The sequence below is a fragment of the Massilia sp. genome (assembly GCF_031995545.1).
Taxonomy (GTDB): Bacteria; Pseudomonadota; Gammaproteobacteria; order Burkholderiales; family Burkholderiaceae_D; genus Telluria.
Map to the genome: position 1 here is coordinate 15,939 of NZ_DAMAGA010000009.1, position 25,687 is coordinate 41,625.

Annotated in this window: 22 protein-coding genes; 6 read left to right on the forward strand and 16 right to left on the reverse strand. The window is 66.9% G+C overall.

Annotation, left to right across the window (positions count from 1 at the left end):
• The 15 genes from RTQ83_RS08890 to RTQ83_RS08960 all read right to left on the reverse strand — a co-directional run bounded on the left by RTQ83_RS08890 (position 1) and on the right by RTQ83_RS08960 (position 19,518).
• Positions 1–1,464 carry an oligosaccharide flippase family protein gene (locus RTQ83_RS08890; RefSeq protein ID WP_312513449.1) on the reverse strand — a complete coding sequence of 488 codons (1,464 nt, stop codon included), beginning with the start codon at positions 1,462–1,464 and terminating at the stop codon, positions 1–3.
• Positions 1,451–2,452: a polysaccharide deacetylase family protein gene (locus RTQ83_RS08895; RefSeq protein WP_312513451.1), complete on the reverse strand. Its 1,002-nt coding sequence runs from the start codon at positions 2,450–2,452 to the stop codon at positions 1,451–1,453. The genes RTQ83_RS08890 and RTQ83_RS08895 overlap by 14 nt, the downstream gene beginning before the upstream one ends.
• Positions 2,449–3,852 carry a putative O-glycosylation ligase, exosortase A system-associated gene (locus tag RTQ83_RS08900; protein WP_312513455.1) on the reverse strand — a complete coding sequence of 468 codons (1,404 nt, stop codon included), beginning with the start codon at positions 3,850–3,852 and terminating at the stop codon, positions 2,449–2,451. The genes RTQ83_RS08895 and RTQ83_RS08900 overlap by 4 nt, the downstream gene beginning before the upstream one ends.
• 114 nt (positions 3,853–3,966) lie before the next feature.
• The gene (locus tag RTQ83_RS08905) at positions 3,967–5,175 is read right to left on the reverse strand and encodes a glycosyltransferase family 4 protein (protein WP_312513457.1); all 1,209 of its coding nucleotides are present in this window, start codon (positions 5,173–5,175) and stop codon (positions 3,967–3,969) included.
• Positions 5,172–6,395, reverse strand: coding sequence for a TIGR04063 family PEP-CTERM/XrtA system glycosyltransferase (locus RTQ83_RS08910; protein WP_312513459.1), 1,224 nt, complete (start codon positions 6,393–6,395; stop codon positions 5,172–5,174). Before RTQ83_RS08910 ends, RTQ83_RS08905 begins: the two co-directional genes overlap by 4 nt.
• Positions 6,396–6,430: 35 nt before the next feature.
• Complete coding sequence (locus RTQ83_RS08915) at positions 6,431–8,362, reverse strand: XrtA/PEP-CTERM system amidotransferase (protein ID WP_312513461.1); 1,932 nt, start codon at positions 8,360–8,362, stop codon at positions 6,431–6,433.
• Positions 8,350–9,543, reverse strand: coding sequence for a TIGR03088 family PEP-CTERM/XrtA system glycosyltransferase (locus RTQ83_RS08920; protein WP_312513463.1), 1,194 nt, complete (start codon positions 9,541–9,543; stop codon positions 8,350–8,352). The genes RTQ83_RS08915 and RTQ83_RS08920 overlap by 13 nt, the downstream gene beginning before the upstream one ends.
• Positions 9,544–9,545: 2 nt before the next feature.
• Positions 9,546–11,135 (reverse strand): exosortase A, encoded by a 1,590-nt coding sequence (gene xrtA / locus RTQ83_RS08925; RefSeq protein ID WP_312513465.1) that lies wholly within the window; start codon positions 11,133–11,135, stop codon positions 9,546–9,548.
• A complete protein-coding gene (locus RTQ83_RS08930) occupies positions 11,135–12,325 on the reverse strand; it encodes a TIGR03087 family PEP-CTERM/XrtA system glycosyltransferase (RefSeq protein ID WP_312513467.1) in 1,191 nt (396 codons plus the stop codon). The genes xrtA and RTQ83_RS08930 overlap by 1 nt, the downstream gene beginning before the upstream one ends.
• Positions 12,326–12,328: 3 nt before the next feature.
• The gene (locus tag RTQ83_RS08935) at positions 12,329–13,423 is read right to left on the reverse strand and encodes a FemAB family XrtA/PEP-CTERM system-associated protein (RefSeq protein WP_312513470.1); all 1,095 of its coding nucleotides are present in this window, start codon (positions 13,421–13,423) and stop codon (positions 12,329–12,331) included.
• Complete coding sequence (locus RTQ83_RS08940; protein ID WP_312513473.1) at positions 13,420–14,304, reverse strand: XrtA system polysaccharide deacetylase; 885 nt, start codon at positions 14,302–14,304, stop codon at positions 13,420–13,422. Before RTQ83_RS08940 ends, RTQ83_RS08935 begins: the two co-directional genes overlap by 4 nt.
• Positions 14,305–14,307: 3 nt before the next feature.
• Positions 14,308–15,405 carry an XrtA/PEP-CTERM system-associated ATPase gene (locus RTQ83_RS08945; protein WP_312513476.1) on the reverse strand — a complete coding sequence of 366 codons (1,098 nt, stop codon included), beginning with the start codon at positions 15,403–15,405 and terminating at the stop codon, positions 14,308–14,310.
• Between the two features lie 28 nt (positions 15,406–15,433).
• Positions 15,434–17,002, reverse strand: a complete 1,569-nt coding sequence (locus tag RTQ83_RS08950) for a TIGR03016 family PEP-CTERM system-associated outer membrane protein (protein ID WP_312513478.1) — start codon at positions 17,000–17,002, stop codon at positions 15,434–15,436.
• Entirely contained in the window at positions 16,983–17,963 is a 981-nt protein-coding gene (locus RTQ83_RS08955; protein WP_312513480.1) for an XrtA-associated tyrosine autokinase, read from the reverse strand. The genes RTQ83_RS08950 and RTQ83_RS08955 overlap by 20 nt, the downstream gene beginning before the upstream one ends.
• A gap of 22 nt (positions 17,964–17,985) precedes the next feature.
• Positions 17,986–19,518 (reverse strand): XrtA system polysaccharide chain length determinant, encoded by a 1,533-nt coding sequence (locus RTQ83_RS08960; RefSeq protein ID WP_312513482.1) that lies wholly within the window; start codon positions 19,516–19,518, stop codon positions 17,986–17,988.
• 442 nt (positions 19,519–19,960) lie between these two features.
• Here RTQ83_RS08960 and RTQ83_RS08965 point away from each other — a divergent pair, with 442 nt between their 5' ends.
• From RTQ83_RS08965 to RTQ83_RS08990, 6 genes are all read left to right on the forward strand, one after another.
• Positions 19,961–20,731: a serine protease gene (locus RTQ83_RS08965; RefSeq protein ID WP_312513484.1), complete on the forward strand. Its 771-nt coding sequence runs from the start codon at positions 19,961–19,963 to the stop codon at positions 20,729–20,731.
• A gap of 181 nt (positions 20,732–20,912) precedes the next feature.
• A complete protein-coding gene (locus RTQ83_RS08970) occupies positions 20,913–21,530 on the forward strand; it encodes an XrtA/PEP-CTERM system exopolysaccharide export protein (protein WP_312513711.1) in 618 nt (205 codons plus the stop codon).
• Between the two features lie 231 nt (positions 21,531–21,761).
• Entirely contained in the window at positions 21,762–22,334 is a 573-nt protein-coding gene (locus RTQ83_RS08975) for a hypothetical protein (protein WP_312513487.1), read from the forward strand.
• Complete coding sequence (locus RTQ83_RS08980; RefSeq protein WP_312513489.1) at positions 22,327–22,635, forward strand: HPr-rel-A system PqqD family peptide chaperone; 309 nt, start codon at positions 22,327–22,329, stop codon at positions 22,633–22,635. The genes RTQ83_RS08975 and RTQ83_RS08980 overlap by 8 nt, the downstream gene beginning before the upstream one ends.
• Entirely contained in the window at positions 22,629–23,546 is a 918-nt protein-coding gene (locus RTQ83_RS08985) for an HprK-related kinase A (RefSeq protein ID WP_312513491.1), read from the forward strand. Before RTQ83_RS08980 ends, RTQ83_RS08985 begins: the two co-directional genes overlap by 7 nt.
• Positions 23,543–24,640 (forward strand): nucleotidyltransferase family protein, encoded by a 1,098-nt coding sequence (locus RTQ83_RS08990; RefSeq protein WP_312513492.1) that lies wholly within the window; start codon positions 23,543–23,545, stop codon positions 24,638–24,640. The genes RTQ83_RS08985 and RTQ83_RS08990 overlap by 4 nt, the downstream gene beginning before the upstream one ends.
• 117 nt (positions 24,641–24,757) lie before the next feature.
• Here RTQ83_RS08990 and pepA read toward each other — a convergent pair whose 3' ends face one another.
• On the reverse strand, positions 24,758–25,606 hold the full coding sequence (gene pepA, locus RTQ83_RS08995) for a flocculation-associated PEP-CTERM protein PepA (protein WP_312513494.1): 849 nt from the start codon (positions 25,604–25,606) through the stop codon (positions 24,758–24,760).
• Positions 25,607–25,687 lie beyond the last annotated feature (81 nt).

The window sequence follows — 25,687 nt, forward strand, 5'->3', positions numbered from 1 at the left end:
TCAGCTCCGCGACGGCAGGCGCGCGCCGAGCCAGACCCGGGCCTGTACCAGCTGCCCGCGGATCGGATGATGGCTCCAGACCACCCCGAGCAGCCAGCCAACGAGGGCCAGCAGGCCGCCGAGCACGGCGTCCACCAGCGGCATGCCGGACGAGCCTTCGTAGACCATCAGCAGCAGCGGGCCGGCCACGGCGCACCCGGTCACCAGCGCGCTGCGCGCGGTGGCGCCCAGCACCGCGCCCAGGCCGATGCCGGCGGTGCGCTGCAGCAGGTGCGAGGTGCCGGCCAGCACCACCAGTTCGGTCAGCACGATGCCCCAGGCCACCGCGTGCAGGCCGAGCAGGCTGCCGGCCAGCACCGCCACCACCCGCACCGGCTGAGTCATGAGCTGCATCTTGGTCACTTGCTTGACGTGGCCGTTGGCGATCATGACGTCACCGGCGAAGATGGTCAGCATCGAGATCGCGCCGGCCGCGCACAGGATCTGCACCAGCGGCGCCGAGATGTCCCAGTTGGGACCGTACAGGGTGCGCATGGCCGGCAGCGCCAGCACCGCCATCACGCCGAAGAACGGCCAGGCGAAGCCGGTCAGGTAGGTGATCGCCATCCGGTACGGCTGCACGATGTCGCTGCTGTCGCGCCGCAGCGCCGAGAAGTAGGGCAGCACCAGCGGCAGCACCGCGCCCATCACCAGGGTCTTGAAGATCTGCACCAGGCCGTTGCCGCGGCTGAAATAGCCGGCCGCATCCAGGCTGATCGACTTGGCGATGATGACGTCGGGCGAATTGCTGCTGCCGACGTTGGCCAGGGTGCCCAGGCTGGCGATGCTGCCGAACTGCAGGATCTCGCGCATGTGGGTAAAGCGCGGCAGCAGCGGGATCGCGCCCTGGCGCAGCGCCACCGCGATCAGACCGAACATCACGATGCCGGCGAAATTCGACCAGGCCAGGCTCATTGCGCCATGGCCGCGCAGGGCCAGCACCACCGACACGACCGTGCCGCACAGCGCGCTGCCGATGCGCACGGCGGCGACTTTGCGCAGCTGCATGTTGCGGCGGTAGATGGCGTTGAACAGCGAGCCGACCGGCGTGATCGCGAAGCTGGCCGCCATCACGGTCATGATGCCGTGCAGGCGCGGCTCGTCGTAGAAATCGATCACCGGCTGGCGCAGCGCCAGCAGCAGCAGCGCCATGGCCCAGGCCAGCAGGATCGCCACGCCCAGCGCCGAGCGCATGTTGTCGCGCGTGAGCTGCGGCGCCTGGATCACGTACTTGGCCACGCCGAAGTCGCGGAACACGTGCAGCAGCGCCATCAGGAACGCCGCCACCGAATAGATGCCGATTTCCTCGGACGTGATGATGCGCGCCAGGATCATCACCCCGACGAAGCCGATCGCCAGCTCGGCGTACTGGGTGATGAAAGCGATGCCGAGCGAACGCTTGATCGGGACTTCAGACGACGACATGCCGCTCTCCATGGAACCACTGCAGCAGGCGCGCCGCGAACATCAGGGGATTGCTGTCCCAGGGCCGGCTGCGCGGCAGCTGAAACGGGTCATGGCGCCGGGTGGCGACGCCGGCCGCGGTGCTGAACGCCGCGCGGTAGCCGGCGGCGCGCACCATCGCCATGTGGCGGTCGTCGAAGTCGGCGCCGTACTTGCCGTTGGGGTAGGCGAACAGCTGCACCGGACGTCCGGTGATGCGTTCCAGGTCGCGCTTGTTGTCCTCGATCTCGCGCTGGGCGCTGGCGTCGTCGATGCGCGCCAGGATCGGGTGGGTGACCGTGTGGCCGCCGATGTCGACGCCGTTGGCCAGCAGGTTGCCGATCATGGCGTCGGTCAGCATCAGCTCCTGGCTCAGGTCGGCCCCGGCCAGTTCCTGCAGGCGCGCCAGCATCAGGGCGCGCTGCTGCGGTACCAGGTACTTGCAGCGCTCGGTCAGCAGGTTGACGCTGGCGCTGCGCTCGGCCGGCGTGGCCAGCGGATAGGTGTCGAAGCCGATGTCGCGCAGGTCGACCGCGGGACCGGGCAGGCGCCGCACCGCTTCCAGGATCACGTCGTTCCACATGCTGCTGGCGTCGGCCATGTGGCCGCTGGTGACGAACACGGTGGCCGCCAGGCCGCGCTCGCGCAGGATCGGCAGCGCCAGGTCGTGCAGCGAGCGGTAGCCGTCGTCGAAGGTGATCGCCACCGCGCGCGGCGGCATGGCGCCATGCGCCAGGCGCTCGACCGCTTCGCCCAGGGGCAGCACGTTGAAGCACTCGGCCAGCACGTCCATCTGCCAGCGGAAATCGTCGACCGTCGGGTCGTCGAGCAGCGGGTCGGGCAGGGCCAGAATGCGGTGGTAATTGACGATGCACAGGCGGCCCGCGTCCTCGGCGCGCGGTGCGATCGCATTGCCGATGGCGCGCACCAGGGGCGCGGCCAGGCGCAGGGAAGGGCGGACGATGGTCATGCTCCTTGACGGGTGGCTGGGACAGGCCGCGGCGCCGGCGCCGGTGACGGGACGAGGGCGGTCGACGTGGCCTGCGCGGCGGCCGCCGATCTGGCGGCGGCCAGGCGTTTCAGTTCGGCCGGCACCAGGCGCGTCTCGAGCACGATCACCAGTCCGAACAGCGTGAAGATCAGGTCGAAGTAGGCGAAGCTGAGCGCCGCGCCGCCCACCGCGAAGGCGAAGATGCTCAGCTGGATCGAGGTCGCCATCGTCGACAGCCAGCGCGCGCCGCCGGCGCGGCGGATGGTCTTGGCGGCCTTGCCGGCCTTGCTCCAGCTGAAATATAGGCAGCCCAGGTACAGCGCCAGGCCACCGAAGCCCTGGTCGCCCAGCACCTGGAAGTAGATGCTGTGGGCGGCGCGCGCGAAGCCGACCGGCAGCGCGTCGCCGGTATAGAACCAGGAGTAGCTGAAGAATTCGCGCGCCATCTCGGACGCCACCGCATAGTTCTCGATCGCCTTGAAGCCGCCGCCGAAGAACGGGTTCTGCATGGCCAGGATGAAGCTCAGTTTCCAGACCACGACGCGGCCCATGAACGAGGCGTCCGAGGTGGCGGTCTCGATGGTGTCCATGCGCTCGGTATATTCCGAGGACACGAAGTTGGTCAGCACCGCGACCAGGATCACGATCAGTACCGACAGCAGGATCTTGCGGTCGCTCTTCATGAACAGGTAGCCGCCCAGCGTCAGCAGGGCGATGAAGCCGCCGCGCGACTGGGTGCCGACCACCGCGAACACCAGCATGCACATCACGCCGATCAGGCCCACCTGCAGGATGCGCGCGCGCTTGCCGTACTCCCCCAGCAGATAGACGCAGATCGGCAGCGTCATCACGAACGCTACCGCCAGCTCGTTGCGGTCGCCCAGCACGTGGCCGCTCATGCCGGTGATCATGTGGCCGCCGCCGCTGGCGACGAACTTGAGCGCTTCCAGCGTGCCGTAGAAGCCGACCGACAGCGCCACCCCCCACAGCAGCACGTCCAGGTGCAGCTTCTTTTCCGCGATCAGCACCACGAACACGAACAGCGCGATCACCTTCGAGAAGCGGTTCCAGAAGACCCAGGCCACTTCGGGCCGGCCGATCGTGACCATGGTACTGATCGTGGTCCAGAAGAAGAAGGCCAGCACCAGCGCACCGAGCAGGCCGAAGGTCACCTTGGGCTTGTTCTTCATCACCAGGTAGCCGACGATGGTGATGCCGGCGATCAGGAGGTTGTAGCGGATGCTGCCGGCGATGCCGTACACCCAGCCGTTGGGGAAGAACAGCGCGGTCCACGGCCACATGCCGAGCGCGATGAAGGGGCGCTTGAACATGGCGTACAGCAGGATGGGCAGGATGCCCAGCAAGAACAGGTCGCGCATCGGTTCAGTCCTGCTTCACGTCGTCGCCGGTGTCCGGCTTGTTGTCTTCGCGTAGCGCCCACAGGCACAGGTAGGCGACGGCCACCAGGTCGAGGGCCCAGAGTATCGATTCCATTAATGTTTTCGCAATCCAGAAGCCGGCGCCACTGCGGCGCCGGCGCGCGGCGCGCGGCGCCGCTGCAAGATGTCGCCGAAGATGCGCAGCTGGCCGGCGGTGGTGTCGTCCCAGCTGAAGCGTTCGGCATAGCGGCGCGTGGCGCCGCGGTCGGGGTAGTTCGCGCGCAGGGCGTTGACGGCGTCGGCCACGCCCTGCGGGGTACGTTCCTGCATCAGGATGCCGGCTTCCGGCGCGGCCACCACTTCGGGCGTGCCGTACACGCGGCTGGCCACCACCGGCGTGCCGCAGGCCATCGATTCGAGCAGCACGTTGGCCCAGCCTTCGCGGCTGGAGGCCAGCACCATGGCGTCGGCGCGCGCGTAGTGCTCGCGCAGCGCGGCCTGCGGCAGCGCGCCGAGGAAGGTGACGCGCTCGCGCACCTCGAGCTCGTCGGCCAGCTGCTCCAGCATGCGGCGGTTGGGGCCGTCGCCGGCCAGCACCAGGCGCACGCCCGGCAGCAGCGGCAGCGCGGCCACGATCAGTTCCTGGGCCTTGACCGGCACCAGGTGGCCGACGCTGACCAGGGTGAAGTCCTTGTTCGGTGTGCGTTCCATCGGGCGGAACAGCGTGAGGTCGACGCCATTCCTCAGCGAGGTCACGTGCGATGGCGGCACGCCCAATTCGATCACCTCATCACGCAGCGCGTCGCATACCGTGATCACCGCGTCGGCGCGGCACGCCGCCCATTGGATCATGCGGCGCGGCAGCCGATAGCGCGGCAGCAGCGAGATGTCCGAGCCGCGCGCGGTGATCGCCAGCGGCTTGCCGAAGTAGCGCGCCAGCATGGCCGCCGCCACGCCGTCCGGGTAAAAGTAATGGGCGTCGATCAGGTCGAAGTCGAAGCCTTCGTCGATCAGGCGCGCGATGGTCGGCCGCACCGCCTGCGCCAGCAGGGCGGGGGCGACGTTCATGCCGATCTTCGGCAGGGTCGGGTAGCGCGGATGCGCCACCTGCAAGCCGTGCCGCACTTCCCTGCGCGGCACCCTGGCCATGCGCGCCCAGTTGCCGAAGCGCGGATGGGCCGACGGGAACCAGGGCACCGGCGCCACCACGCGCGCTTCGACCTGGCCGCTGGCGACCAGGTGGCGCAGGCGGTTCTCGACGAAGATGCCGTGGCCCGGCTTTTCCGCGTTCGGGAACAGGGTGCTGAAGGTCAGGATTTTCATGCCGCCTGCTTGGCGCCCTTGCCGGTGATGCGGCCGTAGATGTTTGGATAGCGCCCGACGCTGACCGGCCAGTTACGCTCGGTTTCGACGTAGCGGCGGCCGTTGGCGCGCAGCGCCGGCCAGCTGTCCGGGTTGTCCAGCAGGGCGCCGACCTTGTCGGCCAGCGACACCGGATCGTCGGCCTTGAACAGCACGCCGGTCTTGCCGTCCTCGATCAGTTCCAGGTGGCCGCCGACGTCGGATGCGGCCAGGATGCGGCCCTGGGCCATCGCTTCCAGCGGTTTCAATGGCGTGACCAGGTCGGTCAGGCGCATCGACAGGCGCGGGTACACCAGCACGTCCAGCAGGTCGTAGTATTTCTGCACTTCGTCGTGCGGCACGCGGCCGGTGAACACCACCTTGTCTTCGATGTTCAGCTCCCTGGCCAGCTGGCGCAGCTGGGCGTCCTGCGGACCGCCGCCGACCAGCAGCACGCGCAGGTCGGGAATGCGCGCGCTGAGTGCCGGCACCGCGCGCAGCAGGATGTCCAGGCCTTCGTAGGCGTAGAACGAGCCGATGAAGCCGATCAGGCGCGCGCCCTGCAGGCCGAGTTTTTCCTTGAGCGCCAGGTCGGCGCTGCCGCCCACCGAGAACTTGTCGATGTCGACTGCATTCGGGATCACGGTGACCTTGTCAGCCGCGATGCCGCGCGCCACGATATCCTTGCGCAGGCCTTCGCAGATGGTGGTGACGGCGTCGGCACGCTTCAGGGCCCAGGTCTCGAGCGCGCGCGTGGCGCGGTAGCGCAGGCCGTTCTCGCTGCTGGTGCCGTGGTCGACCGCGGCGTCTTCCCAGAACGCGCGCACCTCGTACACCACCGGGATGCCGAAGCGCTTGCCGGCGCGCAGGGCGGCGACCGCGTTCAGGCTCGGCGAGTGGGCGTGCAGCACGTCGGGTTTCACCAGCGGGATGATCTCGGCCAGGCGTTTGGCGAGGCCGTCGATGACTTCCTTCTGGTTCAGCACCGGCAGCTTCGCCAGCGCGCCGGTCGAAGCGGGCGTACGGTAGAAGTGCAGGCCGTCCACGGTCTCTTCCAGCTGCGCGCCCGAGTGCTGCTTGGAGCCGGTCACGTGGAAGGTTTCCCAGCCGAGCGCGCGCTGCTCGCGCAGGATCGAACGGGTGCGGAAGGTGTAGCCGCTATGCAGAGGGATCGAGTGGTCGAGGACGTGGAGGACGCGCATGGTGTGCTTTCGAACGGTGTGCTGATCTTGCTTTTTTAAGCGGCTTGGGCGACGGGCGCCGGTGCCGGCGTGCTGGCGGCGCCATTCTTGCGCAGGAAGGCGTCGAACATCAGCACCGACCACAGCGTCACCGCATGGTCCTTGGTGCCGGCCAGGTGTTCGTCGACGATCTGCTGCAGGTAGCTGGCGTTGAAGATGCCGGTGTCGATCAGCGCCGGATTGAGCACCGCGCGGCGCATGGTGTCGGCCAGCGGGCCGCGCAGCCAGGCGGACAGCGGAATCGAGAAGCCCATCTTCTTGCGGTACAGGATGTCTTCGGACAGATACGGTTCGAGCGCCTTCTTGAACACGTGCTTGCCTTCGCCGTTACGCAGCTTGCTCGACGACGGCAGGCCCGAGACCCATTCCACGAACTGGTGGTCGAGCAGGGGCACGCGCACTTCGAGCGCGTGCGCCATGCTGGCGCGGTCGACCTTGGTCAGGATGTCGCCCGGCAGGTAGGTCTTCATGTCCAGGTACTGGATCATCGACAGCGGATCGTCGGTCGGCGCATTGGCCGCATAGCCGCGCATGACTTCGACCGCGCGGTAGCCCTGCAGGCGCTGCTGGAACGTCGACGAGAACAGCTGCTTGCGCACGCGGTCGTTGTTGACCGAGACGCCGTGGAAGTAACCCTCGGTCAGGTCGCGCGCCAGCGCTTCGAAGGTGGTCTTGGCGCGGAACATCTGCGGCGCCCAGTCGGCCTTCGGATAGACCTTGCCCAGCATGCCGAACACGGGTTTCCTCAGCGCCAGCGGCAGCATCGAGCGCACGCGCTGTTCGCCCATCGTCATGCGGTGGCGGCGGTAGCCGGCGAAGTTCTCGTCGCCGCCGTCGCCCGACAGCGCCACGGTGACGCGCTTCCTGGCCAGCTGGCAGACGCGGTAGGTCGGAATCGCCGAGCTGTCGGCATACGGTTCGTCGTACAGCGCGGCCAGAGTGTCGATCAGGCCATAGTCGTCCTTGTCGACGGTCTCGGCCTGGTGGTTGGTTTTATAGCGCTCGGCCACCTGGCGCGCGTATTCGGATTCGTCGAAGGCCGGGTCGTTGAAGGCGATCGCGCAGGTATTCACCGGCTTGTCCGAGACGCCGGCCATCATCGCGACGACGGCGCTGGAATCGACGCCGCCAGACAGGAAGGCGCCCAGCGGCACGTCGGCGATCAGATGGCTCTGCACCGCCTCGCGCAGGCGCACCACCAGTTCTTCTTCCATCTCGCGCTCGCTCATCGGCGCATGGGCGGTGAACGGCACGTCCCAGAACTGCTTCGATTGTGGCATCGGCTGGCCGACGCGCAGGGTCAGCGTGTGGCCCGGCAAGAGTTTCTTGGCGCTGGTGAAGATGGTACGCGGTTCCGGCACATAGCCGTAGGCGAAGTAGTCCTCGACCGCCAGCGGGTCGATCTCGCGTTTCAGGTTCGGCAGGCACAGGAGCGACTTGAGTTCCGAGCCGAAGGCGAACATGCCGTCGTCCAGCAGCGCGTAGTGCATCGGCTTGATGCCGAGGCGGTCGCGCGCCAGGAACAGGGTCTTGTTGGGACGGTCCCAGATCGCGAAGGCGAACATGCCGCGCAGGTGCTGCACGCAATCCTCGCCCCACTGTTCGTAGGCGTGGACGATGGTTTCGCTGTCCGACGGCGTGCGGAACACGTGACCCAGGCCTTGCAGCTCGGCGCGCAGTTCGCGGAAGTTGTAGATTTCGCCGTTGAACACCAGCGCCAGCGTCTCGTCCTCGTTGAACAGCGGCTGCAGGCCGGCTTCGAGGGCGATGATCGACAGGCGCCGGTGTCCGAAACCGAGGCCAGGCTCGAGGTGCAGGTCGCCCTCCACCGGTCCGCGGTGGAACTGGCTCTCGTTCATCCGGTTCAGCAGCTCGGGCGAGATCGGGCGGCTGCCCAGGGTGTCAAACAATCCGGTTATTCCGCACATGGTGTGATCGCTTTGTGAGATTTGATCTTGGACTGGCACAGTCCATCGTACAGGTCGAGATAGGCGCCCAGCATGGCGCGCATGCTGTAGCGGCGTTCGACGTGGGCGCGGCCGGCGGCGCCGTGGCTGCGCGCCAGCGCCCGGTCGCGCACGTAGCCGGCCAGGGCCTCGGCCAGCGCCTGCGGGTTGGCGGGCGGCACCAGCGTGCCCATCACGCCGTCCTGGACCAGGTCGGGGATGCCGCCGACCGCGGTCGAGACGACCGGCAGGCCGCTCGCCATCGCTTCCAGCATCGTCACCGGCGTGCCCTCGGCGATCGAGGACAGCGCGAACAGCGAGAAGCCGCGCATCGCCGGCGCCACGTCGGCGCGTGGCCCGGCCAGTATCGCGCTGCCCTGCAGGCCGGCGGCGTCGATGCGCTCGGCCAGCCTGGCGCGCAGCGGGCCGTCGCCGACCAGCACCAGGCGCAGCGCTTCGTTCGGCAGCATGTTGCGCAGCAGGGCGAAGGCGTCGATCAGGGTGGCCTGGTCCTTCACGTCCTGCAGGCGGCCGACGCTGCCGATGACGAACGTATCAGGTTCGTCGGTCCAGCTTTCCGCTGACAGTTGCGTCGCCGAAGCGGGCTGGAAGCGTTCGGTGTCGACGCCGTTGTCGATCACCTGCAGGCGGTTCGGCGCGATGCCGACCACGTTTTCGAGCCAGTCGCGCAGGTCGCGCGAGACCGGCACGATGCGGTCGATGCAGGGCGAGACCGCCCGCCGCAGCAGGTTGTGCTTGCGGTTCAGGCCTTGCGGGTCGCCGGCGTCGCGTCCGTGTTCGGCATGCACCCGCACCGGCACGCCGGCGGCCAGCGCCGTCACGGCGTATTCGTTGCAGCCCAGGTTATAGGTGTGCAGGATGGCCGGGCGCAGGCGGCGCAGCAGGCGCCACAGGGTGGCGTGGGTGCCGAGCGCCTGGCCGGGCGGCTTGTGCAGCGCGAACAGCTCGACGCCGGGACGCGTGATGCGCTGGGCGAAGTCGGTGTAGTCGGTCAGGCATACCACCGCGTGCCGGTAGCGCTCGGGCGGCATGCGGTTGATGGTGTCGACCAGCAGCGTCTCCAGGCCGCCGATGTCGAGCCGGTAGATCAGGTGCACCACCAGTGGCGGCAGCGGGGGCGTGGAGTGGATAACCGCGGCCATGCTCAACGTTCCCGGGTGGTGTTCAGGGCGGCGTCGAGCGCGCCGAAGTGCTGCGTGAAGAAGGCCTGCAGGGTAGCGCGCGCCGCCTGCGGGTCGTCGGTGTATGGCGCGGCCAGCACCACCAGCGCGCCGTCGTCGCCGCGGAAGCGCAGGCGCGCCTGCGCCTGGCGCAGCTTGCCGGCCACGTTGCTGGTCAGGTAGTCGCCGTCGATCCAGGTCAGCTGCCACACCAGCAGCTTTTGCTGGGGACCGAGCAGCACGGTTTCGCGCAGCGGCACCGCGCGCCCGCCCGCCTGTTCGGTGCGCACCGTGTTCGACACCACGTGGAACGGGTCCTTGTCGCCGGTCAGGCGGTTGACGGAGCTGATCAGGCCTTTCTGCTTGTCCTGGTTGCGGTAGTACAGCACTTCCAGGCGCAGCGGACGCTCCGAGCCGGCGGCGCGGAAGGTGCGCGCCAGGCGCATGTCCGGTTCCATGTAGCGCACCTGCCAGTCCGGGAAGCCGGCGCTCTGTTCCCAGCCGATGCTTGGCACCGCCAGGTTCACCGGCTTCGGATTGTGGTTGGCATGATCGTTGAAGACGGCAAACGCCGGCCATACGGCGGCGATCGCGATCACGGCGCAGGCCATGGTGGCGATGCGGCCGATGCCTGGCGCCGCCACGCGGGCCATTGCCGGCGCCGGCGCCTGCATGCGCGCACGCGCCGCGTGGGCGCTGGTGTTGGCCGGTGCCGCCTCGTCCTGGCGCCAGAAGCTGCCGATCCAGAACATGATGAACATGATCAGGCCGAAGAACAGCCAGCCGTACACCAGGTGGTCGACGCCGGTGGCGTATTCCATGCTGCTGTAGTGGCCGATCATCACGATCATGTAGGCGCGCAGGCCGTTGGCGACGATCGGCACCACGATCGACAGGCCGATGAACACGGCGCGGCGCGCGGTGCTGGTGTAGGTGAGATAGGCGTACAGACTGCCCAGGGTGATCGAGGAAATCAGGTAGCGGATGCCGCTGCAGGCTTCCACCACCGACCAGGAGCCGGTCGGCAAGTCGAAGCGGGTGCCGTTGCGCAGCACCGGAATGCCGGTGGCCTGCACCGCCCACACGGTGAAGTCGGCGGTCAGGTGGATCAGCGGCTCGACGAAAACTTCGCCGAACGGCACCGCGAACAGCAGGAACAGCAAGGGGAAAGCGAAGGCGCCGGCCAGGCGCGGCCCGAGCAGGCTTAGGGCCGCCACCGGGAACATGGCCACGAAGGCGTACTGCATCACCACCTGCACCCCGCCCATGCGCCCGGCCAGCCAGGCCGCGCCCAGCATCACCAGGAGCAGCAGCGCCGGCGCGTACGGGCGCGCCGGGATGCGGCCGAACTGCTCGCGCCGGCGCCAGATCAGCCACAGGCTGATCGGCAGGATGATGTAGCCGTGGGCGAAGGTGTCGGAACTGTTCCAGATGTCGACCATCGATGCCGCGGTGCCGAAGTACAGCGCGAACGGCGCCAGCATGGCCAGCACGATCAGCAGCAGCGAAGGCGTGCCGGCGCGGCTCAGGGGAACCGGGGCAGCGGCGGTCAGCGCGGCGTTGGATGGGGTCATCAGCATTCGAGGCGCTCCCCGATGCAGGCCAGGTTGCTCGGCCAGCTATAGTGGTTTTCGACCCTGGCGCGTGCGGCCAGGCCCATGGCGTTGTCGCCGCGTTCGAGCAGCAGCGCGACCGCGTCGGCGAAGGCGGCGCCGTCTTCGGCCAGCAGCAGTTCGCGGCCCGGTTCGGCGCGGATGCCTTCCAGCGCCTGCGGCGACACCACCGTCGGGGTGGCCATCGCCATCGCTTCCAGCACCTTGTTCTGGATGCCGCGCGCGATGCGCAGCGGCGCCACCGCGGCGCGCGCGTGGGCAATGTACGGGCGCACGTCGGGCACGGTGCCGGTGACGGTCACGCCGGGCAGCTTGCCCAGTTCCTGCACCGCAGGACTTGGACGGGCGCCGACGATGTAGAACGACAGTTTCGGATAGCGCGCGCGCAGGATCGGCAACGCTTCGGCCGCGAACCACTGCACCGCATCGACATTTGGCCAGTAATCCATGGCGCCGGTGAACACGATCGCCTGTTCGCCCGCGGCGTAGGGGCTGGCGTAATCCGCGTGCGGGGTGAAGTAGTCGGTGTCGACGCCGTTGTTGAAGTAGCCGATGCGCGCATCGCTTTCCGGCGCCAGCTCGCGAAACAGCGCCGCCTCGGGTTCGGACACGAACAGCGAGGCGTCGTAGTCGCGCGCCACGCGGCGCTCATAGGCCAGCAGCTGGCGCGCCTCGTGCCGGTACAGCCAGCTCATCGGCCATGGCTTCTTGTCGGCGTACTGGCGCCACTTATCGGAGTCGACGTCGCAGAAGTCGACCACCCGGCGCGCCTGCGGATACTTGTCGGCGTACTGCGCCATCGCCGACGAGAACACCAGCACACGCTCGATCTTGTGCGCGGCCACGGTCTGGTCGACCCAGCGCGCCAGGCCGGCGTCCTGGTAGTAGTCGAGCGAGAGCGAACGGTTCTTGACCAGCGCGCCCAGGCTGCGCACCCGCGCCAGCGTCGGGTTCAGGCTGGCGAAGTGGCTGCTGGCGCACAGCTTTTCCACGGTCGGCACGTATTGCCAGTCGTCGGCGTCGTCGACGAAGGTCGCCAGGTGCACCCGGTAGTCGCGCGCCAGGTGCTTGAGCAGGTGGTAGGAGCGGATCTTGTCGCCCTTGTTGGGCGGGAACGGGATGCGGTGGATCAGCAGCAGCAAGTCTTCCACGGCTTACCCCAGGTTGCGCACGATGAACGGGCCCATGAAGTTGGCGACCGGCAGCGGCAGCTTTTTCCAGACCTTGATGAACAGCTGGTACTTCGGGTTCAGCGGATTGTTGTCCGGCAGCGCGGTCGACGCATACAGTTTGTATTCGTACGGCAGCGGCGTGGCCTCGAAGCCCCAGTTCTTCTTGAAGTCGTAGGCGCCGGTACCGAGCTTGCTGCGGCCGAAGTCGAAGATGCGGCAGCCGCGTGCGGCTGCGGCCTGCATCAGGTTCCAGTACATGAAGTCGTTGCCGGCCACCGAGCGCGCCAGGTCCATGCCGCCGCCGTAGTAGGGCACGACTTCGTCGCGCCAGTAAAACGACAGCACCGAGCCGACCAGCTTGTCGTCTTCGGTATAGATCGAACGCACCTCGCATTCGTCGCCGAAGGTCTTCTGCAGCAGGGCGAAGTATTTTTTCGGGAACACGGGGGTGCCCAGGCGCAGTACGCTGTGAGAATAGGCCTCAAACATCCGGTCGACATTGTCCTCGACCACGCCTTTCAAACCAAGCTTGATCCCCTTGCGCACCATCGCGCGCTGCTTGCGCGGGATGGCGTTCATATTGGTCTCGTCGTCGCTGCTGATCTCCTTGCGGAAGGTGACGTACAGTTCCTTGGTGTGCCAGCTGGCGTCGCCCGGATGCGCGCGCTGCATGCCGCGGTATTCCAGGTGGCCGACGCCGAGCTTCTGCGCCAGTTCGTGCGCCGCGCCGTCCAGCATGGCGCGCGCCGCGTCGTTGGTCGCGGCCACGCCGCCGTACACGCAGAACGGCATCGCGCCCAGCGAGTGGCCGAACAGGCGGCTCTTGATCTCGGCCAGCGGCAGCACGCCCTGGATTTCGCCATCCTGCTCGACGTAGTAGAACCAGGTCTTGATGCCGAACGACTGCTCGATGACGCTCTGCCAGCCCGACAGGTGGAAGAAGGTGGCGGACGGGCAGGCGCGCACGAAAGCGTCCCAGCGCGCATAGTCGTTCTTTTGCAGCAGGTGCAGGGTCTGCGGAGCGGCGGCCGGCGGCGCCGCGCGGCGCGCCTGTGCGCCTTCGATGATCGAATTCATGGCTTGTCCAGGAAGATGCGGTCCATGCGGTCCCACTTGAAGTCGCGCGCCAGCAGGGCCAGGCGGCGCTCCATGCGGTCGATGTTGACGTAGTGGCGGAAGCGCGCCTTGGCGCCCAGGCCTTCGGGGCGCGGCTGCTGCGGATCGATTTCCCATGGGTGGAAGTAGAACAGCGCCGACTCCTGGTCTTCGCGGTTGACCTTTTCCATCATCCAGCGGCTCAAGGCATAGGGCAGCAGGCGGAAGTAGCCGCCGCCGCCGGCCGGCAGGTTGCGCCCGCCCATCTTGACCGTGGTGATCGGCACTTCCAGCAGGCCGTCCGGGCCGTTCGGATAAAAGGCAAAGCGCGGCGCGTCCGGCATGCCGTAGTGGTCGTGCAGCACCGGATAGATGCTCGAGCTGTACTTGTAGCCGGCTTCGTGCAGCGCGTCCAGCGCCCACAGGTTGGCGTGGCCGATCGAAAAGCTCGGGGCGCGGTAGCCCAGCACGACCTGGCCGCCGATGTCTTCCAGCAGCGCCTTGGCCGAGCGGATATCGTTGTCGAATTCGGCGCGGCTCTGGTCCGAGGCGCGCAGGTGGCCGTAGCCGTGGCTGGCCAGCTCGTGGCCCGCTTCGACGATGCGGCGCACCATGGCGGGATAGCGCTCGGCGATCCAGCCCAGGGTAAAGAAGGTGGCGCGCACGCCGTTCTGCTCGAACAAGGCGAGGATGCGTTCCATATTGGCTTCGACGCGGCATTCGCGGGTCGGCCAGCTGGCGCGGTCGATGTAGGGCGCGAAGGCCGAGACCTGGAAGTAGTCTTCGACGTCGCAGGTCATGGCGTTGCGGATGCGTTCACCCGGTGCTGGGCGCGGCCGGGCTGCGGGAGCGGTCATTTGCATGGCTTATTCCTGGTGGTCCGTACGTGGGTTGGCGTGAGGGGTGGCGTTATCTTGTGCAGTCAGCGCCGCCTGGCCCTGGGGCGTGGCGACGATTTTCTTCAGGATCGACAGCACCGAGACGATCGATTTCTCGAGGCGCATCATGCGCTCGTCAAGGATCTCGACGCTGGCCGCACGCCGGTCGCCCTGGCGCATCTCGCCTGAACGCATGCCGCCGCGGTGTTCGGCGCCATCGAGGCGCGAATCGTATTCGCTGTCCGGATCCGGCTCGCCGATCGCATCCGGCGCCTGGAATTCCTCGGCGATGTCGCGCACCACGTCGTTGATGTGTTCTTCGGTGAAGGCGTGCAGCTCTTCCAGGAAGCCCATCAGCAGCACGCGGTCCATCAGCGTGTTGGTCTTGCGCGGAATGCCGCCGCTGTAGGCGAAGATCGCGGCGTGGGCGCCGTCGTCGAAGGCGGGGTCGCCGTTCCAGCCGACGGTGGCCAGGCGGTGCTCGATGTAGGCGCGGGTTTCCTGGGCATCCATCGGGCCCAGGTGGTAGCTGGCGATCACGCGCTGGCGCAGCTGCTGCATGCCGGGGCTGTGCAGGGTGGCGCGGAACTCGGGCTGGCCGAGCAGGAAGGTCTGCAGCAGCGAGCGGTCGTCGGTCTGGAAGTTGGACAGCATGCGCAGTTCTTCCACCGTGCGCGCGTTCAGGTTCTGGGCTTCGTCGATCAGGAGCAGGGCGCGCTTGCCCTGGCGGTCCACACTGCGCAGGAACTGCTCCAGGCGATTGAGCAGCTCGGCCTTGCTGGCGCCTTCGTACGGCAGGCCGAAGCTCGACACCACCATACGCAGCGTGTCTTCCGGATCGAGGCTGGTGTTGACGATGTGGGCCGCCACGATCTGGTCGTTCGGCAGGTGGCCCAGCAGGTTGCGCACCAGCGTGGTCTTGCCGGCGCCGACTTCGCCGGTGATGACGATGAAGCCTTCGCCCTGCGACAGGCCGTACTCGAGGTAGGCCATGGCGCGCTTGTGGCCCTTGGAGCCGAAGAAGAAATGCGGGTCTGGCCGCAGCTGGAAGGGCTTGGCCGACAGGCCGTAATAGGATTCGTACATCGTGCTGGTTGTCCGCTCGTTGGTCCGATCAGTACTTCATGTTCAGGAAAGCCACCACGGCGCGTTCGCTGTAGTCGCGCCGGCCCGCGTAGTCGGTGCCGCCGCTGCGCCGGCGCAGCTCGAGGTTGGCCGACAGGTGGCGGCCGATGTCGCGGTGTGCGCTCACGTACAGCATGCGCTGGCGTGTTTCGATGCCGGTGGTGAGCGACTCGCGGAAGCTGTAGTCGGCGCCGCTGTTCAGGTTGGTGCGCGGGCCGAGGCGGTACGAGAAGTTGGCGTTCACGCCGCGCTGGCGTACATTGTCGTTCAGCGAGCTGAACTGGCTGCCGAGCAGGGCGCTGTCGCTCTGCTGGTCGGACAGCGCGATGCGCTCGCTGCGGTAGGCACTGAACAGGGCGGTGCTGCGTCCGCCGCGCCAGCCGACCGAGGCGCGCAATTCCTTCTGGCGCGCCCAGCGGTTGGTGAGGAAGTTGATGCTTTCGGCCAGGCTGGCCGGCAAGCCGTTCTGGAGCATGTAGGCGGCCACCAGGCGTTCGCGTTCGAGCGGGTCGGCGACCGTCGAACTGAACATGCGGTCGAGCATCGATGCGGTGTCGATCGAGGCCGGCAGCACCGACTGGCGGCGCGACGAGGTGATCACGTCGGCATACTGCAGGTTCCAGACCGTGCGGCGGCTGCGTACCGTGGCCAGCACCGATCCGGTCTGGCCGTACAGGTGGCGCCCGACCGAGGCCTGCACGCTGGTGCGCGCGCTCGGGGTCCAGACCCCGCCCACCGTCCAGCTGCGGCCCGAGCTGCCGCCGCCCGGGCCTTCGAAATCGTACTTGTCGTAGCCGGCCGTCATGGTGGCGGCCCAGGCAGGTGTGAACTGGTAACGCAGCGAACCGGTGCTGCTTTCGGACGAGGATTCGCCGACCAGGCCGTTCTTGATGTCCTGGCGCACGTGGTTGAAGCCCCAGCCCAGCGCCTTGGTGGAGGTGCCGCTGGCCAGGTTCAGCAGCACGGTGTCGCTGGTGCTGTTGCCGTACAGGTTGCGCAGGCCGGCATTCACCGCGTCGCGGCTGTAGCGCAGCTGCATGGTGGCATCGCGCCCGAAGCGGCGCACCAGGTAGGGGCTGATGCTCCACGACTCGACGTCGGTCTGGTTCTCGAGCGAATACGGATTTTCTTCGGCGCCCGGCGTGAACGGCTGGATGCTGCGCCGGCTGCGGTTGGCCGAGGCGTCCACGTACAGCAGCTGCTCGACCACCGTGCCCTGCAGGTTGGCGGCGTAGGTGCGGCGGCTGTCGGCCGGACGCAGCATGTCGTCGCGGTCGCTGTAGGCATAGCGCTGCCAGCTGCCGACCGCATCGAAGTTCAGGCGTCGGCTCTTGCCGCTCACCGCCAGCTGCGGACGCAGCTCGGTGACGAACTGGTGTTTGGCCAGGTCATCCTCGCGCAGGTCGATGTTGTCCGACCAGGTGCCCGACAGGCCGACGCTGGGCGTGACGTCCCATTGCGCGTGCGCCGGCGCCGCCAGCAGCATGGCGGCGGCCGCCAACGGCAGCAGGCGCGGCAGGCCGGCAGCGCGCCGCTGATCAGCCATAGTGGTAATCATACGTCTCTTCGATGCCCGGAATGTCGCGGGTCTTGTTGTAGATGAGGTTGACGTTGTCGAAGCCTTCCAGCTTGTGCAGCGCTTCCTTGACCGCGTGCTGGGTCGTGGTCTGGGCTTCCACCACCACCACGATCTGGCCCATGTGGCTGGCCAGCACGCGCGATTCGCTGGTGAGCAGGAGCGGCGGCGAATCGAAGATGATCACGCGGTCCGGATAGCGGTTGGCCAGTTCGTGCAGCATCTGCGTCATCGTCGAGCTGGCCAGCAGTTCGGTGGCGCGCCCGGTGCTGGTGCCGGCCGGCAGGATCGACAGGGTGTCGACGTTGGTGCGCAGCAGCACGTCCTGCAGGTCGAGCTGGTCGTCGATCAGGCAATCCATCAGGCCGCGGTGCGCCGGCAGGCCGAGCGTGCGCAGCACCGAAGGACGTGCCACATCGGCGTCGACCAGCAGCACGGTGTGGTCCAGTTCCATGGCAATGCTCATCGCCAGGTTGATCGAGCAATAGGTCTTGCCTTCGCCCGGCAGCGAGCTGGTGACCATGATCAGGTTGCCCGGATTGTCCTTGGGGCCGCGCTCGGCGAAGGCGCGCTTGAGCAGCGGGCGCTTGATGATGCGGAATTCTTCCAGCAGGTTGGTGCGGCCGCCGGCGGCGGTGACCATGCCCAGCTCGCGCATGCGCGCCAGGTCGAGTTCCACCTTGCGGGTGGCGCCACGCGCCGGCGCGGCGGCCGGGGCCTCTGCGAACACCGGTTCGGCCGGGACGTCCGCCGGGGATTCCGCCGGAGTCGCCGCCGGAGCCGCCGCCGGGGCGGAAGCTGCCGGCACGGGGGCCGGCACCGGAAGTTCGATCACGGGATGCGCGGCCTGCTCGGCCACGGTGTCCGGCTTGGCTGCAGCCGCGCTGTTGGCAGCCTGGCGCTGCTGGTCGATGCGGCTGGCCGCTTTTTCGATAATGCTCACATTCGCTCCTTGGCCTGCGGCCTTACATCGGACGGACGAGGATGGCGGCGACGCCGGCGCCGTAGACGCCGAACAGCACCACCACCGAGGCGGCCAGCGCTACCAGGCGCCGTTTGCGGCGCACGGTCTGCTCGCCGGTCCAGTTCATGCTGATCGAGCCCAGGATCGGGACCCCGGTGGTGTCGCGCAGCGCCGCCTGGCTGAGGAAGGTCGGACGCAGTTGGCTCATCAGGAAGGCACCCGCCAGGCCGGCGATCAGCGCGCCGACGAACACCAGCGAGAACAGCTGCAGGCGGTTCGGGCCCGACGGCAGCGGCGGCGCCAGCGGCGGATCGATCACGCGGAAGGTCAGCATGTCGGTGGCCGACGACAGGTCGCCCGACAGCTTGGCCGATTCGCGGCGCTCGACCAGGCGCTGGTAGTTGGCGCGGTTGACTTCGTAGTCGCGGTTGAGGTTGGCCAGCTGGGCTTCGATCTCCGGCACCTGCTGGCTCTGGGCGCGCAGGGTCGCCACGCGGTTGCTGTATTCGGCCACGCGCGCCTGCAGCGAGGCCACGCGCGCTTCGGCGTCGGACAGCTGCACGTTAAGCTGCTGCAGCATCGGGCTGTAGCTGGCGCCCGGGTCGCCGCTCGGCTTGACGTTCTTGGCTTCCTCGGCCTTGCGTGCCAGCAGCTGCTCGAGCAGGCGGCGGTTGGCGATGATGTCCGGGTGCTCTTCGGTGTACTGGGTGCGCAGGCCGTCCAGAGTCTTGTTGGTGTTGGCGATGCGCTCTTCCAGCACCGGGTCGGTCAGCACCGGCAGCGCGCGCTTGCCCGGGCCGCCGCTGGTGTCGCCCGAGATCTGGCGCCGGATCGCGTTGCGCGCCTGTTCGGCTTCGCTCAGTTCCAGGCGCGCCTGGTTCAGCGCCTCGTTGGCGCCCACCATGCGCGAGTTGTAGTCGGCGCCTTCGCGCGGCAGCAAGCCCATATTGCGCAGCTTGAATTCCTTGAGCGAATTCTCGGCCGCCGCCAGCCGCTCTTCATAGCCGCGGATCTGGTCGTCGATGAACTGCACCGCCTTTTCCGAATCCTGACGCTTGCCGCTGAAGCTGCCCTCGACGAAGATGGTCAGGAAGGCCTGCACCACGTCCTTGGCTTCCTTGGCGCTGCTGCCGGTATAGGTGATGGTATAGATGTCGTCGCGCTGGGTGCCGGCCATCTTGATGCGCGAGGTCATGTCGTCGACGATCTTGTCCAGTTCGCGGCTGTCGCGCGCCTTGACGTCGAGGTCGACTTCACGCACGACGCGTTCCACGTTCGGGCGGCTGAGCAGGGTACGGCGCATGAACTGGACCTGCTGGTCCAGGTTCGGCACCGTGGTCATGCCCGACAGCAGGGGCTTGAGGATGTTCTGGGTATCGACATACACGCGCGCCGACGCCTGGTACTGGTTGGGCAGCTTGAATACGACCGCCCAGCCCGCCAGGGCAACCACCCAGGTAATCGCCACCGCGTGCCAGCGATACTTGCCAATTGCTTTTAAGAAATTCAGAATCAAGGCTGTGATTTCGGCCATCTTAGGTCTCGCCAGTCACGGTCCGGCGGAGGCCGGACACAGTAGATAAAACACCCTGCATGATCGCTTGTAGAGTGAGCAATTGCAATTGCGTGCTGGAAAATTACGCAATTACGTGCTCAGAATGCAAACGGCTTACAACACAAATTCTTCATTGCAACGACAACATCGTTATCGCAGGCCATAGATACACGTATAGTGTTGCATTATCGCAAACATTCAGCGCTTTGGCGCATTGTATTTAGCGAAACTTTGTAACGACGTGAAAACGGTATGGACGACGCGGAAGTGGTTGAGGACAGCGCTGTTGATAGTTGCTGAAAATCAAACATGGTTATTGTAATGTTTAAAATCGGAAAGGGCTTGCACGATTGGCACAAGCCTAGTATCAGCATCCTGGAGCCAATCGATACCAGGTGTACCGCACCAATATGAACTGCACATGAAACGACGAATCTTCCTGCGCCATGGCGGCGCTTCCCTGCTGGCGGCGCTGTCCGTCCCGTTCCCGGCCACTGCGGCGCTGCCAGACACGGTGGTCCGGGTCAAGCGCTCGATCGTCGGTGTCGGCACCCACCTGCAGACGCGCAGCCCGGCGGTCGCGTTCGCCGGTACCGGCTTCGTGGTCGGCGACGGCCTGAGCGTGATCACCAACGCCCACGTGGTGCCCGAGAAGCTTGACGTGGCGCGCAAGGAAACCCTGGGCGTGGTGGTCGGCGACGGCGCCACGGTCGCGTTCCGGCCCGCCACCTTGGTCGGACTCGACCGCGAACACGACCTGGCCCACTTGCGCCTGGAAGGCGCGCCGCTGCCGGCCCTGAGCCTGGCCGAGCGCGAGGATGCGCGCGAAGGGCAGGAGCTGGCGTTCACCGGTTTCCCGCTCGGCATGGTGCTGGGGCTGTATCCGGCCACCCACCGCGCCCTGCTGGCGGCGATCACGCCGGTAGTGCGGCCCTCGCTCAGCGCACGCGGACTCGATGCGCGCGCCATTTCGCAGCTGCAGCGGGCGCCGTTCACGGTCTACCAGCTGGACGGCACCGCCTATCCGGGCAACAGCGGCAGCCCGGTCTACGACCCGGAGACCGGTACCGTGCTGGCGGTGGTGAACATGGTGTTCGTCAAAGGCCTGAAGGAAACCGCGATCACCAATCCAAGCGGCATCACCTATGCAGTGCCGGCGCGCCATGTGCGGGCGCTGCTGCAGCGGCCTTAGCGGGAAGCGGCGGACGCGCGAGTGTGGCAATTTGTACTAACAATTTCATTCGTGCACGGCGTTTCCGAAAAGACTCTGATATACAATAGCGGCTGTTTTGATGGTGAAATAACAATTTTTCAATCGCAAGTCGATGCCGGTCCACCAGCCGGGCGCAGACGAAGGAGTCGAAGTGATCAAGATGACGCAGTGGATGAAACACGTGATGGCGGCCGGCGCCGCAAGCTGCCTGCTGTTGCTGGGTGGATGCGCGACCCCGCCCGCTCCCAGCGCCGCGGCGCTGGCGCCGGTCAATCCCGACTACCTGATCGGCCCGGGCGACGCGGTCAACATCATCGTCTGGCGCAATCCGGAAGTGTCGATGTCGGTGCCGGTGCGTCCGGACGGCAAGATCACCACCCCGCTGGTGGAAGACCTGCCGGCCGCCGGCAAGACCTCGACCCAGCTGGCGCGCGATATCGAACAGGCGCTGGCCAAGTTCATCCAGCAGCCGGTGGTGACTGTGGTCGTCACCAACTTCGTCGGTAATTTTGGCGAGCAGGTGCGCGTGATCGGCCAAGCCGCCCGTCCGCAGGCACTGCCATACCGCCGTGAAATGTCGCTGATGGACGTCCTGATCGCGGTCGGTGGCGTTACCGAATTCGCTGCCGGCAACAAGGCCAGCATCGTGCGCACCGTCGACGGCAAGCAGGAAAAGCTGACCGTGCGCCTGGATGATCTGATCCGCGACGGCGACATCTCGGCCAACGTCATGATGCGTCCTGGCGACATCCTGATCATCCCGGAAAGCTTCTTCTAATTTCCTGTCGATAAATTTTACAGCCGGCATTCATTCCAAATTGCAATGAATGATTGCCGCGCAGACATTCTCACTAGATGCCTGTTTAAAAAGAGATTTTTCCTAATGGCAATTTAAAGGCACGGTTTTTGCTGTGTCTTTACCACCGGCATGCACCCATGCCGGCTTTGCCATGGAGCCTGCTTTTCCCGAGCTTGCGCCGTATGGCTACCTGATTCCGAGGAACCCGACGTGGCCATCGAACAACGACCCGATTCCGAATTTCCTGTCGCGCCAGCCTTGAACGGCCACGGCGCCGCGCGCCGCCGCCTGACCAAGGCCGGCCTGGGCGCCGCCGGCGTCCTGATGACGCTCGAAAGCCGCGCCACGCTGCACCACCGCCCGAGCTGCGCGGCGCCGTCGGCCAGCCTGTCCACCGGTACCGAAAGCACCTACGCCGACAACAATCCGATGTGCGGCGGCGCGCGCGGTCCCAAGTTCTGGTGCCTGGTATCGCACTTCTGGCCGTGCTCGCAAAACATCAAGTTCGGCGAGCTGTTCGGCTGCAGGGGCAAGTATGCCGACTATGCCAACGTCAAGCTGGTCGACATCCTGGGCAAGGACCGGTACGAGGGCTTCGTCGGCCGCTACCTGGCCACCACCTGGCTCAACATCATGACCGGTCAGATTAATTTCCTGACCGAGGACACGGTCCGCATCATGTGGAGCGACCTGCAGACCAAGGGCTATTACAAGCCGACGCCGAAGACCTACTGGATGGCGCCGGACGTCATCGGCTACCTGCAAAAGACTTATCGTGACTGAGCCGCGCCATGCCTGGCGCGTGCGGGCCGGGCAGACGCTGGAACGGCGCGAATGGGATGGCGAAGCCGTATTGTTCAACGACCTGACCGGCGCCACCCATTTATTGTCCTCCACCACGCTGTGGATGCTCGAGCAGCTGTGCGCGGCGCCGGCCGATGCCGCCGGCCTGGCGCGGGCGCTGCAAGTCGAATTGACCGCGGATGGTGGCGAGGCTGAGGCCGAGGCCGATGCCGTCGAGCCGGCCGAGGTCGCCGCGCTCCTGCACGACCTGCACCAGATGCACCTGATCGAACCATGCTGACGCTGTCGCAGCTGAGCCCTGCGCAATTGCGCGCGCGCCTGGACGGCCCCGGGCTGGATCTCCACACCGGCCCCTTTGTCAGTCGCATCCACAGCAATATCCCGCTGCTGGCGCGCAGCCTGGCCAAACTGTACGGCGATTATCCAATCGCCGAGCCGGGCGGCTTCGCCGATTTCCACCTGCGCCTGCAGCAGCCGGGCGGGCTGCGCCGCTGGTGGCGGCCCCAGGTCCGCTTCGACCAGGACGGCCAGCAGCCGTTCAAGCCGCTGCCGGTGGCCCAGGCCTCGGCCATGTTCGAGTGGATGATGAACTGGTGCGTCGCCAACCGCGCCCACTCGTATCTGCTCCTGCACGCGGCGGTGGTCGAAAAGAACGGGCGCGGCATCATCCTGCCGGCGCCGCCCGGTTCCGGCAAGAGCACCTTGTGCGCGGCCCTGGTATGCCGCGGCTGGCGCCTGCTGTCGGACGAATTGACACTGGTGCGCCACGAAGATGGCCTGCTGGTTCCGCTGCCGCGTCCAGTCAGCCTGAAGAACGCCTCGATCGGCGTGATCGGCGCCTTCGCCCCCGACGCCGTGTTCGGGCCGCTGGCGCACGGCACCGCCAAGGGCACGGTCGGCCACATCCGCGCGCCGCGCGCGAGCATCGAACGCGCGCACGAGTGCGCGGCGCCGCTGGCGATCGTGTTCCCGCGCTGGGAAGCCGGCGCCGCCACCCGCCTGACGCCATTGTCCAAAGCGCGCACCTTCATGCGCGTGGCCGACAACGCTTTCAATTACCTGGTGCTGGGCGAACGCGGTTTCCGCACCCTGGGCGCGTTGGTCGAACGCTGCGCCGGCCACGAATTCGTCTACAGCCGGCTGGAAGAAGCGCTGGCGCTGTTCGACGCCCTGGTGGAGGAGGGCGCATGAAGGCATTGCTGACCGGGGTATTGCGCGAACCGGCGACGGTGCGCGGCCTGACAGCGGGTGCCTGGGACCGGCTGCTGCGCCAGGCCGCCAGCGCCGACATGCTGGCCACGCTGGCGCTGCTGCTGGACGACGCCGGCCTGCTGGAGGCGGTGCCGGCGGCGCCGCGCGAGCACCTGGACTGGGCGCGCACGGTCGGCACCAGCCACGCGCGCGGCACTCGCCACGAGGTGGAGCGGATCGGCGCCGCGCTCGATGGCCTGGAGGTGCCGCTGATCCTGCTCAAGGGCGGCGCCTATGCGCTGGCCGGCCTCGATGCCGGGCGCGGGCGCCTGTTTTCGGATATCGACATCCTGGTGCCGAAAGAGCGTATCGAGGAGGTCGAGGCGGCGCTGATGCTGCAAGGATGGGTCAGCACCCACCACGACGCCTACGACCAGCGCTATTACCGCGAGTGGATGCACGAAATCCCGCCGATGACCCATATGTGGCGCGGCAATACGGTCGACGTGCACCACGCGATCCTGCCCGAGACCGCCGCCGTGCGCCCCGATCCGGCCCGGCTGCGCGCCGCCGCCGTACCGGTGCCGGGGCAGGCCGGCCTGTGGATGCTGGCGCCGCACGACATGTTCCTGCACAGCGCGGTGCACCTGTTCTCGGACGGCGAATTCGGCCACGGCCTGCGCGACCTGTTCGACCTGCACCGGCTGGCGCGCCAGTTCGGCGTCGCGCCGGGATTCTGGGACGGCCTGGTGCCGCGCGCAACCGAACTGCAACTGACGCGCCCCCTGTTCTACGCGCTGCGCCATCTGCGGCGCGTGTTCGCTACCGAAGTGCCGCCGGCGGTGCTGGCGGCGGCCGACTGCGGGCGGCCCAATCCGGCGCTGCTGCGGCTGATGGATGGCTTGTTGCAGCGCGCACTGGTGCCGCCGATGAGCGTGAATGCGGCCGGCAGAGCGGCGCTGTTCGCCCTGTACGTGCGCGGCAACTGGCTGCGCATGCCGCCGCTGCTGCTGGCGCGCCACCTGCTGCACAAGGCGTTCCTGTCGCCGGCGGCGCCGTCGGCACCGAAGCCGGCGCCGCTCGACCTGGGCTGAATCCGGCGCAGCGCGGGCCGGGGCGGAAGGCGCGTGACGATGATCTGCACAAGCAAAAAAAAACCTGGCCGGAGCCAGGTTTTTTTTCGTGCATCGCCTCGGCGATGCGCGCTGCAATTACTTCTGCAGACGCTTGCGGCGGTATGCGCCCATGCCCAGCAGGCCCAGGCCCATCAGTGCCAGTGCGCCTGGTTCCGGCACTTCCGAAGGTGCGCCGTTGAAGTCGGTGTTGCCGGTTTCCGAGTTGATCGCCACTTCGGTCGCGCCGGTGCAGAATGCCAGGCCGCCGGTGCCGGCAGCGTTACGGCAGGTCAGACCCTGCGAGGTGTTCTGGAACGAGCTGAACGCGAAGCTGTAGAACGGGTCTGGCGAGACGAAGAATGCCGAACCTTCTTCGGTGATGTTGAAGTTGGTGTTGACGTTCTGGAACGCGCCGCCTTGTGCGCTGATGCCTGCGCTGCCGGCGTTGATGCCGTTGACGGTGCCCAGCAGGACCTGGTCGCCGTTCACGGTCACGCTCGCGTCACGGCCCAGTGCTGCCTGGACGAAGCGGTTGTCCGTGCCCTTGTCGGCAAACAGCGACAGGTTGATGGTATCGATCGAGCAGCTCACGCCTGGCGACAGCAGCGAGCTGCAGGTGAAGGTCTGGGTGAAGGTGGCGTACAGGCCGTAGCCGTTACGCGAACCCAGGCGGGTGTCGTCCACCGAAACGGTTTCGCCGTTGAGCGAGAAGCCGTTGTACTGGATGTAGCCGACGCTCTGGTAGCGGGTGCCGCCGATGCTGGTAACGCGCGCCGACGAAATGCCGTTCATCACGTTGGCTTCGAATTCGACGCCATCGGTCGCCAGACCGTTGCTGTTCGGGTTGATGATGAACGACGGTGCGTTGTTGACTTGTTGTGCTTGTGCACCGAAGGCCATTGCGAACAGGGCGGTTGCCAGCGAGGCGCGGAAGAACTTGGTCATGTGAATCTCCAAAAATTGTTTTTACCTGAGTGCCTTCTTTTGAAGGCTAGTCCGCAAAGAGTCATTACTTCACGGTGCTTT

What these genes read in the sequence shown, in the direction of transcription:
- RTQ83_RS08890 (WP_312513449.1), bottom strand. Translation starts at nt 1,464, where the DNA reads ATGTCGTCGTCTGAAGTCCCGATCAAGCGTTCGCTCGGCATCGCTTTC.
- RTQ83_RS08895 (WP_312513451.1), bottom strand. Translation starts at nt 2,452, where the DNA reads ATGACCATCGTCCGCCCTTCCCTGCGCCTGGCCGCGCCCCTGGTGCGC.
- RTQ83_RS08900 (WP_312513455.1), bottom strand. Translation starts at nt 3,852, where the DNA reads ATGCGCGACCTGTTCTTGCTGGGCATCCTGCCCATCCTGCTGTACGCC.
- RTQ83_RS08905 (WP_312513457.1), bottom strand. Translation starts at nt 5,175, where the DNA reads ATGAAAATCCTGACCTTCAGCACCCTGTTCCCGAACGCGGAAAAGCCG.
- RTQ83_RS08910 (WP_312513459.1), bottom strand. Translation starts at nt 6,395, where the DNA reads ATGCGCGTCCTCCACGTCCTCGACCACTCGATCCCTCTGCATAGCGGC.
- RTQ83_RS08915 (WP_312513461.1), bottom strand. Translation starts at nt 8,362, where the DNA reads ATGTGCGGAATAACCGGATTGTTTGACACCCTGGGCAGCCGCCCGATC.
- RTQ83_RS08920 (WP_312513463.1), bottom strand. Translation starts at nt 9,543, where the DNA reads ATGGCCGCGGTTATCCACTCCACGCCCCCGCTGCCGCCACTGGTGGTG.
- xrtA (WP_312513465.1), bottom strand. Translation starts at nt 11,135, where the DNA reads ATGACCCCATCCAACGCCGCGCTGACCGCCGCTGCCCCGGTTCCCCTG.
- RTQ83_RS08935 (WP_312513470.1), bottom strand. Translation starts at nt 13,423, where the DNA reads ATGAATTCGATCATCGAAGGCGCACAGGCGCGCCGCGCGGCGCCGCCG.
- RTQ83_RS08940 (WP_312513473.1), bottom strand. Translation starts at nt 14,304, where the DNA reads ATGCAAATGACCGCTCCCGCAGCCCGGCCGCGCCCAGCACCGGGTGAA.
- RTQ83_RS08945 (WP_312513476.1), bottom strand. Translation starts at nt 15,405, where the DNA reads ATGTACGAATCCTATTACGGCCTGTCGGCCAAGCCCTTCCAGCTGCGG.
- RTQ83_RS08950 (WP_312513478.1), bottom strand. Translation starts at nt 17,002, where the DNA reads ATGATTACCACTATGGCTGATCAGCGGCGCGCTGCCGGCCTGCCGCGC.
- RTQ83_RS08960 (WP_312513482.1), bottom strand. Translation starts at nt 19,518, where the DNA reads ATGGCCGAAATCACAGCCTTGATTCTGAATTTCTTAAAAGCAATTGGC.
- RTQ83_RS08965 (WP_312513484.1), top strand. Translation starts at nt 19,961, where the DNA reads ATGAAACGACGAATCTTCCTGCGCCATGGCGGCGCTTCCCTGCTGGCG.
- RTQ83_RS08970 (WP_312513711.1), top strand. Translation starts at nt 20,913, where the DNA reads ATGACGCAGTGGATGAAACACGTGATGGCGGCCGGCGCCGCAAGCTGC.
- RTQ83_RS08985 (WP_312513491.1), top strand. Translation starts at nt 22,629, where the DNA reads ATGCTGACGCTGTCGCAGCTGAGCCCTGCGCAATTGCGCGCGCGCCTG.
- RTQ83_RS08990 (WP_312513492.1), top strand. Translation starts at nt 23,543, where the DNA reads ATGAAGGCATTGCTGACCGGGGTATTGCGCGAACCGGCGACGGTGCGC.
- pepA (WP_312513494.1), bottom strand. Translation starts at nt 25,606, where the DNA reads ATGACCAAGTTCTTCCGCGCCTCGCTGGCAACCGCCCTGTTCGCAATG.